This is a genomic window from Ruminococcus sp. (assembly GCF_024691275.1).
Classification (GTDB): domain Bacteria; phylum Bacillota; class Clostridia; order Oscillospirales; family Ruminococcaceae; genus Ruminococcus.
Genome location: NZ_JAILNU010000111.1, coordinates 1 through 16372, shown reverse-complemented (window position 1 = coordinate 16372; position 16372 = coordinate 1). Strand labels below are relative to the sequence as shown.

At 45.9% G+C, this 16372-nt stretch carries 24 protein-coding genes; 7 read left to right on the top strand and 17 right to left on the bottom strand.

Features of this window, described 5'->3' with window-relative positions:
* The first annotated feature begins 158 nt into the window (after window positions 1–158).
* The 7 genes from K6G33_RS13590 (at window position 159) to K6G33_RS13560 (ending at window position 7612) form a co-directional block, all read left to right on the top strand.
* Entirely contained in the window at window positions 159–1079 is a 921-nt protein-coding gene (locus K6G33_RS13590; RefSeq protein ID WP_296780492.1) for a TIM44-like domain-containing protein, read from the top strand.
* A gap of 1 nt (window position 1080) precedes the next feature.
* A complete protein-coding gene (locus K6G33_RS13585) occupies window positions 1081–1884 on the top strand; it encodes a TIM44-like domain-containing protein (RefSeq protein WP_296780489.1) in 804 nt (267 codons plus the stop codon).
* Window positions 1881–2882: a TIM44-like domain-containing protein gene (locus K6G33_RS13580; protein WP_296780486.1), complete on the top strand. Its 1002-nt coding sequence runs from the start codon at window positions 1881–1883 to the stop codon at window positions 2880–2882. The genes K6G33_RS13585 and K6G33_RS13580 overlap by 4 nt, the downstream gene beginning before the upstream one ends.
* Before the next feature lie 55 nt (window positions 2883–2937).
* Window positions 2938–3621, top strand: a complete 684-nt coding sequence (locus tag K6G33_RS13575; protein ID WP_296780483.1) for a sporulation initiation factor Spo0A C-terminal domain-containing protein — start codon at window positions 2938–2940, stop codon at window positions 3619–3621.
* A gap of 256 nt (window positions 3622–3877) precedes the next feature.
* On the top strand, window positions 3878–4582 hold the full coding sequence (locus K6G33_RS13570; RefSeq protein WP_296780482.1) for a response regulator transcription factor: 705 nt from the start codon (window positions 3878–3880) through the stop codon (window positions 4580–4582).
* A gap of 69 nt (window positions 4583–4651) precedes the next feature.
* Window positions 4652–6118: a cell wall metabolism sensor histidine kinase WalK gene (locus K6G33_RS13565; protein ID WP_296780480.1), complete on the top strand. Its 1467-nt coding sequence runs from the start codon at window positions 4652–4654 to the stop codon at window positions 6116–6118.
* A gap of 3 nt (window positions 6119–6121) precedes the next feature.
* Window positions 6122–7612: a trypsin-like peptidase domain-containing protein gene (locus K6G33_RS13560; RefSeq protein ID WP_296780478.1), complete on the top strand. Its 1491-nt coding sequence runs from the start codon at window positions 6122–6124 to the stop codon at window positions 7610–7612.
* Here the strand turns inward: K6G33_RS13560 and K6G33_RS13555 are convergent.
* The 17 genes from K6G33_RS13555 to K6G33_RS13475 form a co-directional block, all read right to left on the bottom strand.
* Window positions 7606–8004, bottom strand: a complete 399-nt coding sequence (locus K6G33_RS13555; protein ID WP_296780476.1) for a hypothetical protein — start codon at window positions 8002–8004, stop codon at window positions 7606–7608. The two genes, K6G33_RS13560 and K6G33_RS13555, sit on opposite strands and share 7 nt — an antisense overlap.
* Window positions 8005–8121: 117 nt before the next feature.
* On the bottom strand, window positions 8122–8652 hold the full coding sequence (gene yajC / locus K6G33_RS13550) for a preprotein translocase subunit YajC (RefSeq protein ID WP_296780474.1): 531 nt from the start codon (window positions 8650–8652) through the stop codon (window positions 8122–8124).
* 154 nt (window positions 8653–8806) lie between these two features.
* Complete coding sequence (rplQ, locus tag K6G33_RS13545; RefSeq protein WP_019680124.1) at window positions 8807–9148, bottom strand: 50S ribosomal protein L17; 342 nt, start codon at window positions 9146–9148, stop codon at window positions 8807–8809.
* 48 nt (window positions 9149–9196) lie between these two features.
* Window positions 9197–10162 (bottom strand): DNA-directed RNA polymerase subunit alpha, encoded by a 966-nt coding sequence (locus tag K6G33_RS13540; RefSeq protein WP_028517941.1) that lies wholly within the window; start codon window positions 10160–10162, stop codon window positions 9197–9199.
* A gap of 69 nt (window positions 10163–10231) precedes the next feature.
* Window positions 10232–10831, bottom strand: coding sequence for a 30S ribosomal protein S4 (rpsD, locus tag K6G33_RS13535; protein WP_173449416.1), 600 nt, complete (start codon window positions 10829–10831; stop codon window positions 10232–10234).
* Between the two features lie 21 nt (window positions 10832–10852).
* Window positions 10853–11257, bottom strand: coding sequence for a 30S ribosomal protein S11 (gene rpsK, locus K6G33_RS13530; protein WP_009984961.1), 405 nt, complete (start codon window positions 11255–11257; stop codon window positions 10853–10855).
* A 14-nt stretch (window positions 11258–11271) separates the two neighbouring features.
* Window positions 11272–11640 carry a 30S ribosomal protein S13 gene (rpsM, locus tag K6G33_RS13525; RefSeq protein ID WP_028517939.1) on the bottom strand — a complete coding sequence of 123 codons (369 nt, stop codon included), beginning with the start codon at window positions 11638–11640 and terminating at the stop codon, window positions 11272–11274.
* Between the two features lie 34 nt (window positions 11641–11674).
* The gene (rpmJ, locus tag K6G33_RS13520; protein WP_009984964.1) at window positions 11675–11788 is read right to left on the bottom strand and encodes a 50S ribosomal protein L36; all 114 of its coding nucleotides are present in this window, start codon (window positions 11786–11788) and stop codon (window positions 11675–11677) included.
* Between the two features lie 50 nt (window positions 11789–11838).
* Window positions 11839–12057 (bottom strand): translation initiation factor IF-1, encoded by a 219-nt coding sequence (infA, locus tag K6G33_RS13515; protein ID WP_009984966.1) that lies wholly within the window; start codon window positions 12055–12057, stop codon window positions 11839–11841.
* Window positions 12058–12071: 14 nt separating this feature from the next.
* Window positions 12072–12314 (bottom strand): KOW domain-containing RNA-binding protein, encoded by a 243-nt coding sequence (locus tag K6G33_RS13510; RefSeq protein WP_081373491.1) that lies wholly within the window; start codon window positions 12312–12314, stop codon window positions 12072–12074.
* A 14-nt stretch (window positions 12315–12328) separates the two neighbouring features.
* Window positions 12329–13081: a type I methionyl aminopeptidase gene (gene map, locus K6G33_RS13505; RefSeq protein ID WP_072951433.1), complete on the bottom strand. Its 753-nt coding sequence runs from the start codon at window positions 13079–13081 to the stop codon at window positions 12329–12331.
* Complete coding sequence (locus tag K6G33_RS13500; RefSeq protein WP_028517936.1) at window positions 13081–13719, bottom strand: adenylate kinase; 639 nt, start codon at window positions 13717–13719, stop codon at window positions 13081–13083. The genes map and K6G33_RS13500 overlap by 1 nt, the downstream gene beginning before the upstream one ends.
* Before the next feature lie 15 nt (window positions 13720–13734).
* Window positions 13735–15090, bottom strand: a complete 1356-nt coding sequence (gene secY, locus K6G33_RS13495) for a preprotein translocase subunit SecY (protein ID WP_072951432.1) — start codon at window positions 15088–15090, stop codon at window positions 13735–13737.
* A 1-nt stretch (window position 15091) separates the two neighbouring features.
* Window positions 15092–15532, bottom strand: a complete 441-nt coding sequence (rplO, locus tag K6G33_RS13490; protein WP_072951430.1) for a 50S ribosomal protein L15 — start codon at window positions 15530–15532, stop codon at window positions 15092–15094.
* 18 nt (window positions 15533–15550) lie between these two features.
* The gene (gene rpmD / locus K6G33_RS13485; RefSeq protein WP_072951428.1) at window positions 15551–15727 is read right to left on the bottom strand and encodes a 50S ribosomal protein L30; all 177 of its coding nucleotides are present in this window, start codon (window positions 15725–15727) and stop codon (window positions 15551–15553) included.
* Between the two features lie 14 nt (window positions 15728–15741).
* Entirely contained in the window at window positions 15742–16242 is a 501-nt protein-coding gene (rpsE, locus tag K6G33_RS13480) for a 30S ribosomal protein S5 (protein ID WP_024860939.1), read from the bottom strand.
* A gap of 15 nt (window positions 16243–16257) precedes the next feature.
* Window positions 16258–16372, bottom strand: a 115-nt coding sequence (locus tag K6G33_RS13475) for a 50S ribosomal protein L18 (protein ID WP_296780535.1), incomplete at its 5' end; no start/stop codon positions are given.

The following is a 16372-nucleotide window of genomic DNA, read 5'->3' as shown; positions in this document are numbered from 1 at the left end:
ATCCCATTAACGATATGCACAAAACAGACTTGCCTTTTTCGTGAAAAATATCCTTATGATATGAATGACAAAAATCATAAAATATGATATAATTATGTCAGACATGCGGTTTTTTATCCGTAAAAGTCAAATTATGATATATGGGGGTATATCTATCCATGAAAAAATTCAAGAAAATCATTCCCGTTATTTTGCTCATACTGAGCATACTCATCATTCCGCTAAGTTCAAGAGCAGATTTCGGCGATTTTTCCGGTGACTCCGACTACGGCGGAGGCTGGGACAGCGGCGGAAGCAGCTGGGACAGCGGTGGAAGCAGCTGGGACAGCGGCGGAAGCTATTCGGGCAGCAGCAGCGGCGGCGGTTCGGCAGACCCAGCCGAAGTCATATTCATACTCATAATATTTGCCGTTCTCTACATTATCCCGAAGATAACCGACAATCAAAAGCGTAATAAACACATAAAGCAGATGATGAACGCTCCAAGACCTTCTTGTACAGCCGATCTGCGCAATATGTCTTCGTATTTACAGACAGACCCGTCATTCTCTGAATCAGAGTTCAGAGAAAAGCTCTCAAACCTCTATGTCCGTTTCCAGAACGACTGGCAGGCTAAGGATATACATGAGCTGCGTCCTTATCTTTCAGACAGCTTCTATGCACAGATGGACAGACAACTCGATAAATACCGTCAGAGCAACCAGACCAACCGCGTTGAGCGCATTGCAGTTCTCGGCGTTGAGCTTAAAGGCTGGAAGCCCGAATACGACCACGATGTAATAGTTGCGGTACTCAACACACGTATCGTTGACTACGTTGTTGATGACGCTACAGGCAAGGTAGTCCGCGGAAGCAATACCAAGGAAAAATTCATGAAATATGAATGGACTCTTATCCGCAGCAAGGGCGTAAAGACTTCACGCTCTACAGGCACTACTGCACAGACCTGTCCGCACTGCGGCGCTCATATCGACATCAACCGTTCGACTGTATGCGAGTACTGCGATTCTGTTCTCACAACAGATACCTTCGACTGGGTAATTACAAACATCAAGGGACTTTCACAGCAGACACGATAAAATGAAACTGATACAGAATACCGCCGCTTTCATAGTTATAATAATATGCGCAGCTATGATAAGACTCGCTGCAAACTTGCCGGAACAGTTCCTCAGCATCAGCCTGACAATTTTCTTCTTAGCTTTTGCATTCGCGGGAGCAATATACATTCTTTTTCTCAATACACCTGCTCCCGCTCCGAAGCAATACACGGAAGACAGCTCCAAGCTTAAAGATATGGCTTCATATCTCGACGTTGATATGACGTTCTCACCAGAAAAGATCGAAAAAAAGCTTTCAGGCACGTATACGCTGTTCCAGAAATGCTGGCAGGACAAAGACCTGTCTCCGCTGAGAATGCATATGTCGGACAGTCTGTATTCCCAGATGGATATGCAGCTCGACCAGTACCGCAAAGCTCATCAGACCAACCGCCTTGAACGAATGTCGGTACGCAGGGTAGAACTGCTGGGCTGGAAACAGGACGGCGATTACGATATTGTACTGGCAGAGCTCGAAACAAGAGTCATCGACTATGTTACAGATGATATCTCAGGTGAAATGATCGGCGGGAGCACGGAAGAATTCAAATACTCAACATACAAATGTACATTGATACGCAAACGGGGAGGCTCTGTTGTCACTTCACGCCCTGAGCTGAAAAAATGTCCTCAGTGCGGTGCTTTGGTTCGTATTAACTCGACCGCAAAGTGTGACTACTGCGGCTCGGTCATCACTAATCTCGCAAAGGACTGGACTCTGAGCAATATCGAGCTGCTCAATCAGCGCAGAGTTGACAAGAATATTGTAAGGGTGAAAAAATGAAAAATAAATTCAAACTGCTGCCATTAGTTATAATGATAATAAGCCTGCTCGTGATACCTCTGTGTACACACGCTGACTTCGGAGACTTCGCAGGCGATTCCGATTACGGCGGAGACGACAGCAGCTGGGACAGTGGCGGAAGCTGGGACAGCGGCGGCAGCAGCTGGGACGATGATGACGATGACGACCGCGGCAGCCGAAGAAAAAGCCGCCCCACAGAACCCGATGACGGCATTCTTACCGAAGACGAAAAACTTGAAGGAAGAGTTATAATGGCTGTTGGGATATCAATATTCTCTGCTATAATAATCGGTATCATCTGGTCCATCATAACAAGTATAATACGCAAAAAGAACTCGCATTTCTTAAAGCATGACCCAAACAAGACGATCGTGATAAATACAGGTTCCGAGTCTCTGCGGAGTATGACAGAATACAACGAGATCGACCCTTCCTTCTCCTCAGCAGAGCTCCAAAAAAAGATCGCCGACCTTTACGTCCGCTTCCAGCACAGCTGGCAGGCTAAGGATATCTCCGATCTGCGTCCGTTCCTGACAAGTACTTACTACTCTCAGATGGACAGACAGCTCGACAACTACCGCAATAACCACCAGACCAACTGCATCGAGGAGATAGAAGTGATAGGCGTTCAGATGAAGGGCTGGCGTAAGGACGGTCACAACATCGAAATGGTCGCTACACTCGATACAAAGATAGTTGACTACGTTATAGACGACAATACAGGTGAGATAGTTCGCGGCAGAAGGGATCAGTACAAGCTCATGAAGTATGAATGGACTCTCAGGAGCGATCCTGCTATAAGAGCTTCACGCCCGTCAGAAGGAACTATATCCAAAAAGTGTCCTAACTGCGGCGCAGAGCTTGTCATCAACCATTCGGGAACTTGTCCGTACTGCGGCTCATTAGTTACATCAGACAGCTTCGACTGGGCAGTCTGCAATATCAAGGGTATAGCTCAGCGCACAAGAGATAAATAAGACAACGAGCTTCCGATGCTTCGGAAGCTCTGTTATTTAGGCTACAGGGAGAAAAATGGAAAAAGATCTGCTTATATGCGACGATTCTGCCAGCCTTGGCAGACTTCTTGTCCGTCGCTTCATAAACCTCGGAATACGTTCCGAATGCTGCCGAAGCTCGCTGAATCAAATACAGAAGCTCACTTCAGCTTCCGTATACCACGGCATTCTGCTGTTCGCATTTCAGCCTGACGAGCGGCTTTTCAGCTTCATAAAAAAGGCAAAACAAAACGGTACTGCCGTCTTTGCCTGCCTTTACACATCATCTGCATCAGTTCACGAAAGCTTCCGCAAAGCAGGAGTTATACGCTGTTTTACCATGCCATGCTCTGTAAGTGAATTATGCCGCTCGGTAATGCTTCGGCTCAATGCCTCCGAGGAGCTTCTTACTCAGATCGAGATAGTACTCGAAGAAGCAGGCTTTCCGCCAAAGCTCAGCGGCTTCTATTACCTTGCAAAGGCATGCGAGCTGTGTATGAACTCCCCCGAAAGGCTCTGGGGAGGCTTGATAGGGATCTACAACGAGATCGCCGAGAACTATTCAACAAAGCCTTCTCTCGTGGAACGCTCAATGCGTAACCTCGGCGCTCATATATGCCAAACAGATACCCTTTCTCAGATCACGGACGGCAGACTGACCGAAAAACCTACCAATACTGAAATGATATGCGCCGTCTGTGATATGTTCACTCGCCTGTAATAAGCAGTGATACGCAGATTATTGAAATAAATATGCAGTATCATAACATTATATTCAAAATTTCGTTATTTTTGATTGACTTTTTCACCGATTTGAGTTATAATTAATTTAATATACTACACGCTGACTATTATATACCCCCTAACTGTAATATACATCTTTCAGCGTTAGGTCAGGCTGTCACATCAGACACGCTAATTATCGCACTGTATGTAGGAACAGCAACAATGTTTGATACGGAAGGAAGGTATTAACTATGGCTAATGAAAAAAATCCAAAGGTACTTATAGTTGACGATGACAAGAACATTTGCGATCTTCTCAGACTCTATCTTGAAAAAGATGGCTACAGCGTACTTCTGTGCCATGACGGTGACGATGCTGTTGTTAAGTTCAAAGCTCTCAGCCCCGATATGGTGCTTCTTGATATTATGCTGCCGGGTAAAGACGGCTGGCAGGTATGCCGTGAAATAAGAAAGATATCCAATGTCCCGATCATTATGATAACCGCTAAGGGTGAAACTATTGATAAGGTCATCGGTCTCGAACTCGGTGCTGACGACTATATCGTAAAGCCCTTCGACGCAAAGGAAGTTATTGCTCGTATCAACGCAGTTACGCGCCGTGTCGGAACAGGTATGGCTGAGCCCGAATCAAAGGAAGTCCATTACGATAAGCTCTCTGTCAATATGGACAGCTATGAGCTCAAGGTAAACGGCAAAAATATTGATACTCCGCCAAAGGAGCTTGAACTTCTCTATTATCTTGCCTCCAATCCCAACAGAGTATATACCCGCGACCAGCTTCTCGACGAAGTATGGGGCTTTGAGTATTACGGCGATTCAAGAACTATCGATGTACATATCAAGCGTCTTCGTGAAAAGCTCGAGGGTGTTTCCGATAAGTGGACCCTCAAAACAGTATGGGGCGTGGGATATAAATTCGAGGCTGAAGAAGAATAAATTCTCAGTAACTAAAAAAATCATCAAGGGGACGCTCTGTCCCCTTATTTTGTACAGAGGTGATCTGACTTGAAAAATAAAAAAAGCTCATACGACAAGCTTTTCCTTTTTCTGGTTTTCATTATTCTCTCAATAAATATACTTCTCGGCGTTGTACTCATCACTATCAGTTCAACGGTATACAAATCCAACAAGCTCAGCGAGTTACAGTCTATCGGCGATTTGTTCATAAACTGTGTGAAAAAGGATTACTCTGCCACTATGGACACACGCTCAACTGCGACAAAAAATCTGCATGAGGAGTTTTCACGCAAGTACCGCCTGATGATATACCTCTATGACGAAAGCGGCAACTGTGTGCTCTCTGATGCTGATTATAAAGAGAATCCAAAAAAGGTTGTAAAAAACAGCGACAAGATGACCGCCGCCGAGCTGGAAAAGCTCAGCAGCAACGACTATCTTGCCCTCGAAACAAAGAATATCTCCGCCAATGAGCCGTATATGCTCTATGGTACCTGCTTTTTCCTGAAAGGCGAAAACGACGTTGTTCCCACACGTATGTTTGCAAAGATATACTGCAAGTCCGACGGTATAAATACCTTCTCTGTGAAAATAGCGCTATTCTACACTCTCTTCTGTATGCTCAGCTTTACCGCACAGTTCTTCCTGATAAAATACAGGCTGAACAAACTCTCGGATTATGAGAACGAATTCAGGCGCATCACCGAACAGTTCGCAAAACGCGACTTCTCGGAAAATATCCCGACAAATGTTCCGTATACAACTCCCGAGATCGCCGATTACGTAAATACCGTAGCGGCTGATGTTGCTAAGAGCGAGGAGACCAGCAAAACATTCATAGCCAATGTCTCTCATGAGCTGAGAACTCCAATAACCACTATAGGCGGCTTCGTGGACGGTATCCTCGACGGAACTGTCCCCAAATCACGCCAGAACGAATACCTTGTACTTGTATCCAAGGAAATAAAGCGCCTTCGTATCCTCATATCGTCAATGCTCAATATGTCGCGCTTTGAGACAGGTACTCTCAGACCTAATTTCCGCGACGTCAACCTCACCGAAATAGTTATTCAGACCGTTCTCATGTTCGAGAAAAAGATCGAGGATAAAAACCTCGAGGTCGAAGGTCTCGGAAGCGAACGCATGACTGCCGAAGTCGATGCAGATCTTATTCAGCAGGTCATCTACAACCTCGTCGAGAATGCTGTAAAGTTCATAAATACAGGCGGTACGCTCTCATTCAGATTCGAGCGTTCTATCACAGGTACTTGTACCATAGGTATCAAGAACACAGGTGAGGGTCTGAAAAACGATGAGATAACACAGGTTTTTGACCGCTTCTATAAGACGGATTCTTCACGCGGCAAGGATACAACGGGTCTTGGACTCGGTCTTGCAATATCACGTAAGATAGTCCATCTCCACCACGGACATATCGTCGTTAAAAGCGTTTACGGAGAATATACGGAGTTTCTCATTCAGATACCCGAGAAACAGCCGAAAAAGAAAGGATAAACAATGGACGAAAGAGATAATTACCAGCAGGGAATGCCTGATTCCTCTCAGCAGCCCCGCGAAAACGCTCCCGACAACAGCAGCTCGGAGATCACCTCTGCTCCACAGCAAAGTGCCTCCGATCAGCAGGGCAGCTTTTACGGGCAGCAATACAACAGCGCTCCTCAGCGCCCGAATAACTACGGTCAGCCTCAGAACTCGGCTTATGACCAGCCGCGCAGACCCGTATACGATAAATTCATGTACGAGCCTATAGGCTTTGAGGGAATGAATGAACAGCATTATCATTCAGAAGAAACAATAAAAAAACGCCGTCCTAAAGGCGAATCCGCAACATTGATACTGTTTGTCATACTTATAATTATCTCATTATTTCTTGCAGTTTTCGGTATAATCCACGATATCACCAAAAGCGATGAGCTCGTAAAAATGATCGGCTCTCCAAAACAGGTAGTGCTCTACAAGGAATCAAAGCCAAAGGGTGCGACCGACCTCAAAAACTTCAAGGACGAAAACGGGAAGTACACTCTTGAGGGCGCAGCAGCCCTTGTGCGCCCTTCGATCGTAAAGATATATACCTATGCCGACTATATGTCATACAGCGCAAAAAAGGTCGTAGGAACAGGCTCAGGCATCGTTCTCAATGAAGACGGCTACATCGTCACCAACGCACACGTACTCGAAGCTACAGGCTATCACAGAATCGAGACTGTTGACGGCGATTTCTACGACGCAAAGATCGTCGGCAGAGATGTAAAGACCGATATCGCTGTTATAAAGGTCGATGCCACGGGACTCTCCCCTGCTACTCTCGGCGATTCGGACGAAGCCGTAGTCGGTGAACAGGTGCTCGCTATCGGCAACCCTGCAAACCTTTCCAGCACGGTTACAAACGGTATCGTTTCTGCCGTGAACCGTAAAATAAAAACCGATTCCACCGGCTTTGAAATGGACTGCATTCAGACCAATGCCGATATAAGCCCGGGGAACTCGGGCGGTGCGCTGGTCAATATGTACGGTCAGGTCATCGGGATCACCTCTTCCAAATACGTCAGCGCAGAATTTGAAGGTCTCGGCTTTGCCATTACCATAAACGAAGCTTCTCCTGTTATTGAGCAGCTCATAAAGAACGGCTACATTTCCGGACGCTTCAAAATCGGCATACATCTCATTGATATGGAAAATTCCGATAAGATCAAGCTCATCGAGAAAAAGATCGGTCAGTCTCTCCCTGAGGACTTCAAGGGCGTTTATATCGACGCTATTGACAAGGAGTGCGACATCGCAAACACTGACCTTCAAGCAGGCGACTTCATTACCGCTATAAACGGCAAGACTATAACCACCTACTCTGAGCTTTATGACACCATAAGCAGTCAGTACGGCCCCGGGGATACGGTTCCCGCAACCTGCGCACACATCGACGAGAACGGCGAAGTAAACTACTATGAGATAAAATTCAAGCTCATGGAGGACACTTCGGGCAACTATTGATAAAGATATCTCGGGCGTTTTGAATTAACGCCTGCAACTCCTCCTGCTGCACCGAAAAATGCAAGCAGGAGGAGCTTTTTTATGCCCGCAAATTCGCCTATAAATACGTGACCGCAGACAAGTATCAGCGCGTACATTATCAAGCCGCAGAGTATACCGCCTGCCATTCCATAATTTCGCCTGTACTTTCCGCGGATATACGAACCTGTGTAAGCTCCCGCTGCAAGTGAGAAGCCTGCAAGCATTCCTGCAAGTCCCATATCCTTCAGCACAAAGGCTATAAGGCATGAAAACAGTGCTACCGATGCTGCTGAACAGGATATCCCGATCAGGACCGCGGCACACATACTCAGTATACCGCTTGACCATACATATCTTTGTTTTCTGCTCATTTAACGCCCTCCGAAAATGTATTATTATCTATTCTATTCGGTTTACGCTGTTTTAGAACAAAAAAGGACGCTCCTGCACTCAGCAGAAACGTCCTTTATATTCACAGTGTGACGGGATCACTCTTCCTCGTCAGCCTTCTTTTTCTTAGCCTTTTTCTCCTCAGCATTATCATCAACTACGGCTGCTGCTTCAAGACCGCTGCTCTTCTTAGCAACTGAAGCCTTAGCTTCCTTTATACGCTCAGAAGCTGTTACGTTTTCGGTGATAGCCCAGTTCTTTATTCTGAGCTTGTGCTTAGCGCCGCCTGTTTCGATAACGACTGTGTCCTCGCCAACGCTAACAACGATACCAACGATACCGCCGCCTGTTACGATCTCATCGCCGACCTGAAGGCTGTCCTGCATCTCCTTGAGCTCTCTGTCGCGCTTTTTCTGTGGTCTGATAGCGATAAAGTAGAGGAGCACGAACATTATAGCGAGAGGGATTATCATAGATGCGATAGAGCCGCCTACCTGAGGCTGAGCATTTGCATCTGATGCCGATGAAGCTGCCTGAGCGTCATCAGCGAATGCTGACATTGCAGTATATCCTGCCATAGCAGCTGTAGAAACTGCTGCGGCGATAGAACTGAAAACTTTCTTATACATATTTTTTTCTCCTGTCCTGATTGGATTTTTCATACAATGGATATTATAACATATCTCAGGTAGTTTTGCAAGTACTTTTCAGCGATTTTTCGCAATTTCTCTATGAATAAAAGCCGCTCCCATGGTGGGAACGGCTTTTATTAAATATCTGCGATCAAACGAGCTTGATGATAGCCATTTCAGCAGCGTCTCCGCGACGTGGTCCGATCTTAACGATCTGTGTGTAACCACCGTTTCTCTCAGCATACTTAGGAGCGATCTCGTCGATAAGCTTCTTAGCAACGGACTCCTTTGTGATATATGAGAACACCTGACGCTTGGAGTGCAGATCATCATTTTTACCGATAGTGATCATTTTTTCTGCAACTGCACGTACTTCCTTAGCTCTTGTAACGGTAGTTTCGATCTGACCGTTCTCAAGCAGGAAAGTTACCATGCCTCTGAGCATAGCCTTTCTATGATCAGATGTTCTGCCCAGCTTTCTTGTACCCGGCATTGTATTCACTCCTTTTTATAGTGGTGCGCTGTACGCACGTTTTATGGTTTATTCCTCCTCGGAGGAGAGGTCAAAGCCCAGTGACTGGAGCTTTTCCTTTACCTCATCGAAGGACTTCTTTCCAAGGTTTCTAACCTTCATCATTTCTTCCTCAGACTTATTGATCAAGTCATCTACGGTATTAATACCTGCACGTTTCAGACAGTTGAATGAACGTACAGATAAGTCAAGATCCTCAATGGTCATCTCAAGGATTTTTTCCTTACCCTTTTCGTCCTTTTCAACAAGGACCTCAGCAAGTCCAGCTTCCTCTGAGAGGTCGATGAACAGCTTCAGATGCTCGTTGAGGAGATTGGCTGCCTGTGATAAAGCTTCCTTTGCGGAGATAGTACCATCTGTCCATACCTCCATAGTAAGCTTATCGTAGTCAGTGACCTGACCGAGTCGTGTATCCTCTACGGTATAATTCACCTTCAGAACAGGAGTATAGATGCTGTCTACAGCGATGACATCAACTGGGAGGTTGATCTGCTTCTTGTTTCTTTCTGCTGAAACATAGCCTCTTCCTCTGTCGATAGTGATCTCCATGTAAAGCTTTGCGTCTTTACCAAGAGTAGCGATATGCATACCAGGATCGAGGATATTTACCTCTGAATCCGTCTTTATATCGCCGGCAGTGATCTCACATTCGCCCTCTGCCTCTATATATACTGTCTTTGGGCCTTCGCCGTAAAGCTTAGCCGTCAGTCCTTTAATACTGAGGATTATCTCCGTGACGTCTTCTTTTACGCCAGGAATTGTTGACAACTCATGGTGTACTGTACCATCTTTGCCGGAAAGCTTTACAGATGTTACAGCAACGCCAGGAAGTGAGGAGAGCAGCACACGTCTGAGGCTGTTTCCAAGTGTAATACCGTATCCACGCTCCAGCGGTGCTAAAACGAATTTGCCGTATTTGCCGTCACTTTTAAGCTCGACAATGTCAATATCAGGCTTATTAATTTTTTCCAGCATAAAAACCCTCCTATTTCGCAATTAATGTTGATTTCGAATACTGTCTCTTCAAGCAGATCCGATATCGGATTACTTGGAGTACAGCTCGACGATGAGGTGAGTAGCTACCTCGTAGTCAATATCCTCAGCTAAGGGGAGACGGTTTACTGTAGCGGAGAAATCGTCCTTCTTTGCTGTAAGCCATACAGGAACGAGTCTGTCCTTAGTTTCTTCTACAGTAGCCTTGAACTTTTCAGTAGTTCTGTCCTTCTCCTTGAGAGCGATAACGTCGCCAACCTTAACTCTATAGGAAGGAATGTTTACCTTCTTGCCGTTTACTGTGAAGTGGCTGTGTACAACGAGCTGTCTTGCTTCTCTTCTTGTGAGAGCGAGGCCCATTCTGTAAACAACACTGTCGAGTCTGGATTCGAGAACAGTGATAAGGTTATCACCGGCCTTGCCTTCCATCTTTTCAGCGATTGAGAAGTAGTGTCTGAACTGCTTCTCAAGAACGCCGTAGATAAACTTCAGCTTCTGCTTTTCCTTGAGCTGGAGACCATACTCAGAGATCTTCTTTCTGTTGTTAGCGTTCTTGAAACGGATCGACTCCTTCTTTGAAACGCCCATTACAGCAGGGCTGATGCCCAGATATCTGCACTTTTTAAGAATTGGTTCTTTCTGTACTGCCATTTTAATACACCTCCAATTTGATCAGACACGACGTCTCTTAGGCGGACGGCAGCCATTGTGCGGGATAGGTGTTACGTCCTTGATCATTCTTACCTCAAGGCCTACTGTCTGAAGTGCTCTGATAGCTGCTTCACGACCTGCACCGGGTCCCTTTACGTATACTTCTACATTCTTGAGTCCGTGCTCCATAGCAGCCTTTGCAGCTGTTTCAGCAGCTGTCTGTGCTGCGAAAGGAGTTGACTTCTTTGAGCCTCTGAAACCGAGCTCGCCTGCGCTTGCCCATGAAATTGCGTTTCCGGCTGTATCTGTAATAGTTACGATCGTATTATTGAAAGTGGACTGAATATGAACTGCGCCGCTTTCGATATTCTTACGTTCTCTACGTCTTCTGATAGTAGTAACTTTTTTACCTTTCTGCTGTGCCAAAGCTCATAACCTCCTTACTTCTTCTTGTTTGCGATAGTCTTTACAGGACCCTTACGAGTTCTTGCGTTTGTCTTTGTTCTCTGTCCTCTTACAGGGAGACCCTTACGATGACGAACGCCTCTGTAGCAGCCTATTTCAACAAGTCTCTTGATGTTAAGAGCAACTTCACGGCGGAGGTCACCCTCAACTGTGTAATGCTCGTCTATATAGTCACGAAGCTTAGCTACGTCCTCCTCAGCAAGATCCTTAACTCTTACGTCAGGATCAACGCCTGTTGCTGCGAGGATATTTGTTGCAGTCTGACGACCGATTCCGTAGATATAAGTGAGACCGATTTCGATTCTCTTATTCTTTGGAAGGTCAACACCGGCTATTCTTGCCATATTATAATTGCACCTCCATTAATGCGTAGGGCTATCAACCCTGACGCTGCTTATGCTTTGGGTTTTCGCAGATCACCATGATTCTGCCTTTACGTTTGATAACCTTGCACTTTTCGCAAATAGGTTTTACTGAAGGTCTGACTTTCATTGAAAATACCTCCTTTAGCGGATAACGGATATACTTGATATCCTGTATTCTTACTTAACGCGCCAGGTAATACGACCCTTTGAAAGATCATAGGGTGACATTTCAAGCTTTACCTTGTCGCCTGGAACTATTCTGATATAATTCATTCTGAGCTTACCCGAAACGTGAGATAATACCTCATGTCCGTTCTCAAGCTGAACCTTAAACATTGCATTTGGCAGAGCGTCAGTTACAACGCCCTCAACCTCGATTACATCTTCTTTTGACACTTGCATAACCTCCTTTACTCAGCTTCGCTGAACTGTTTCAGCGCATTCCTGAGTTTTTTATCAGTTATATCGTTTAGATCGATCATACTGTCTGTAATGCGGATATGTTTTATATTCTTACGCTTGGGCTTGTCGAGCTTTCTGCTCTTGCCGTCTGCGATAAAGCAATATTTTTCATCAAAGTCTGTGACTGCGAAATATCCTCCGCCGTCCCGACCTGCCTCCGCTCTTACAACAGAGCCTTTAAGCAGCTTCACTGTTATTCCCTCCGTCAGGGCTGTGTCAGAATGACGGGACCGTCAGGAGTTATTGCGATCATATGCTCAAAATGAGCTGAAAGTGAACCACTTTTTGTAACGACTGTCCAGTTGTCTTTCATAACTTTGACATCGTCGCCCTTGACATTTATCATGGGCTCTATGCAGATAGTCATTCCCGCTACCAGTCTGGGTCCGTGACCTGCCTTACCCCAATTCGGTACTTCGGGTGATTCGTGAACTTCTCTGCCGATTCCGTGGCCGCAGTAATTTCTTACGATTCCGTAGCCTCGTGAAGCACAATACTCTTCTACAGCATGAGAAATATCTCCGACCCTTGCGCCAACCTGAGCCTTAGCGATACCTTCATACAGGCTCGCCTCTGTAACCTCAAGCAATGCCTTAGCTTCATCAGAAATTTTACCCACAGGGAAGGTCCAGCAGCTGTCTCCATTGAAGCCCTTGTACGCTGCTCCCGTGTCGATGCTTACTATATCGCCTTCTTTTAATCTGTGGCTTGCTTTAGGGATACCGTGGATTATCTCCTCATTTACTGAGATACAAGCATTCCCTGGAAATCCGTAAAGACCTTTAAAGCAGGATTTGCTGTCGTGACGGGCAAAATACTCGCCAACCAGCTTATCAACATCGAGTGTTGACATTCCCGGCTTTAATCTTTCGCCCGCATACCATATTGCGCCGCAGGTAATCTTACCTGCTTCACGCATTATGGCGAGTTCGGACTTTGATTTTATTGTTATGCTCATTACTTCTCTACCCCTACTGCTGCCAGTGTGAGCTTTGAAGTTTCAGCGACCTCTTCCTGACCGATAACAGTAACAAGCTTGCCCTGCTTCTCGTAATAGTCCTTGAGAGGAGCTGTTTTTTCGTGATAAGTTGCGAGTCTGTCGAGAACGACTTCCGGCTGATCGTCCTTACGAACGATAGTCTTGTCACCGCACTTATCGCAAACACCCTCGACCTTAGTAGGCTTGTATTCAACGTGGTAAGAAGCTCCGCAGCCCTGGCAGACTCTTCTGCCCGAAACTCTCTGCTTGATCGTTTCGTCGGGAACATGGATCTCGATTACCTTGTCGATCTGGATGTTCATTTTATCAAGAGCTTCTGCCTGAGGTACCGTTCTTGGGAAACCGTCGAGGATAAAACCGTTCTTGCAGTCGTCCTCAGCTATTCTCTCCTTCAGGATACCGATAACGATATCATCTGATACGAGAGCACCGGCATCCATTGCAGCCTTAGCTTTGAGACCATACTCAGTGCCGTTCTTAGCAGCTTCACGAAGTATATTACCTGTAGATATCTGTGGGATATTCAGTGCATCTGAAACTACCTCAGCCTGAGTACCCTTGCCTGCGCCCGGAGCGCCTAAAAAGATAAGGTTCATATTGTCGGTCCTCCTTTACTGTAAGAAGCCCTTATGATGACGCATCATAAGATGTGATTCAAGTGTTCTTGTTGTTTCAAGCGCAACGCTTACTGCGATAAGGATCGTCGTACCGCCCATTGAAAGTGTCTTGAGCGATTCGTCTGCCATCGAGATGAAGATCGGGATAACAGCGATAATGCCGAGGAAGATCGCACCAACGAGAGAAATCTTATTGAGTACTCTCTGGATATAGTCAGATGTTGGCTTACCTGGTCTGATACCTGGGATACCGCCGTTTGACTGACGAAGATTGTTAGCGATCTCAACAGGATTGTACTGGATCGAAACGTAGAAATAGTTGAACGCTATGATGAGCAGGAAGTAGATTATTGCGTAGCTCCAGCTTCTTGTGCTGAAGAAATCACAGAACTTGCTGTAGAAGCTGCCGTCGTGTTTATTCGGCTTAATGATCTGGATTGCTGATGGAAGAGACATAAATGACATAGCGAAGATGATAGGCATAACGCCGCTCATGATAACCTTTATCGGGATATGTGTCTTCTGTCCGCCGTACTGCTTTCTGCCAACTACGCGCTTTGCGTACTGGATCGGGATACGTCTTTCTGCCTCGTTCATGTAAACGATGAAAGCGATCTCGGCAAGTATAAAGAGATAATATGCAATAGTTACCCAGAGGTATTTACCATTCTGATTATTTGTTATACTTGTCTTTGTAAGGTTTATAAGAAGAGCAGCATCGGTAGGGAATCTTGCAGCGATACCTGCAAAGAGGAGAATGGAAATACCATTTCCGATACCCTTGTCGCTTACTCTGTTACCCATCCAAACAACGATGAGTGCGCCTGCAACGAAGCAGGTGATGATTACGAACGCAGCAAATACGCCTTGTCCGCCGCTCATATATTTAAGAGCGTTGCCGATAACATTTCCTTTTTTGTCTTCAACATTTGTCATACGTTTTAATGTAAGATAATATGCGTAAGACATGAATACCGCAAGTACCATAGCAACGAATGCCGTGATCTTGTCGATCTTCTTTCTTCCCTCTTCACCCTCGTCGCGCATTCGCTCAAGAGGTGGCAGTGCATAAGTAAGCAGCTGCATGATGATGGAAGCATTGATGAATGGTGTTATCGAAAGCGAGAAAACTGTGGCCTGTGACATAGCACCGCCGGTGATCGTATTCATGTAATCGAGAAAGCCGCCGTCCTTAGCGTTTGTCTCCATCCATGCCTTTACGACATCAGGATTGAGGAACGGAACGGTTACAGCGCTTCCGAATCTGAACAGTATGATCATGAGTAATGTGTATAAGATCTTTTTACGTATCTCGGGAACTCCCCACGCCTTTCTCAGGGTCTGAAACACATTACATCACCTCAGTCTTTCCGCCTGCCTTTTCTATCTTCTCAACAGCACTCTGTGAGAATTTTGCAGCTTTAACTGTCAGCTTAGCGGTAAGCTCTCCATTTCCGAGGATCTTTACTCCGTCGTAAACCTTCTTTACAAGACCTGAAGCTACGAGAAGCTCTGTGTCAACTACTGTACCGTCTGTGAACTTGTTAAGATCGGAAACGTTAACGATAGCATACTTTGTAGCGAAAATGTTGTTGAAGCCTCTCTTAGGGATTCTTCTTGCGAGTGGCATCTGTCCGCCTTCAAAGCCGATTCTTACGCCGCCGCCGCTACGAGCATTCTGACCCTTATGGCCCTTGCCTGCTGTCTTTCCGTTACCCGAACCATGGCCTCTGCCGATACGCTTTACAGGCTTATTGGAATCGAGTGCAGGTGTTAATTCATGAATTTTCATTTGATTGCACCTCCTTGTTTACGCTTCTGTAACCTCAACGAGGTGTGAGATCTTCTTTATTTTACCGTTTGTCTGCTCGTTGTCGGGCTGTGTTGTAACATCTCCGACCTTCTTGAGGCCAAGTGACTGAGCAGTAGCGATCTGGTCCTTCTTTCTACCAATGAGGCTCTTTACGAGCTTGATATTCTTTGCCATTTCTTACTGCCTCCTTAACCTAAAATTTCCTTAACAGACTTGCCTCTCTTAGCAGCTACATCCTTTGCAGATGTGCAGTTTACGAGGCCGTCGATTGTAGCTCTTACTACGTTGCAAGGATTGTTTGAACGAAGTGACTTTGTTCTGATATCCTTTATACCTGCAACTTCGATAACGGCACGAACAGGGCCGCCTGCGATAACACCTGTACCGGGTGCAGCGGGCTTCATAAGAACTCTGCCTGCGCCGAATGCGCCAACGATTTCGTGAGGGATTGTTGTTCCCTTGAGAGCAACCTTTACAAGGTTCTTCTTTGCGTCCTCGATGCCCTTACGGATAGCATCGGGAACTTCTCCTGACTTTCCAAGTCCGAAGCCGACTGTACCATTTCCATCGCCTACAACAACGAGTGCTGAGAACTTCATGATACGACCGCCCTTAACTGTCTTTGATACACGGTTGATAGCTACAACCTTCTCAACGAACTCAGGAGCCTGTGTTTCAATATTAGCCATTGTTTTACCTCCCTCTTAGAACTTTAATCCGTTTTCACGTGCGCCCTCTGCGAGTTCCTTGACTCTGCCGTGGTAGAGGTAGCCGCCTCTGTCGAAAACTACTTCGCTGATACCCTTATCAGCTGCGTTC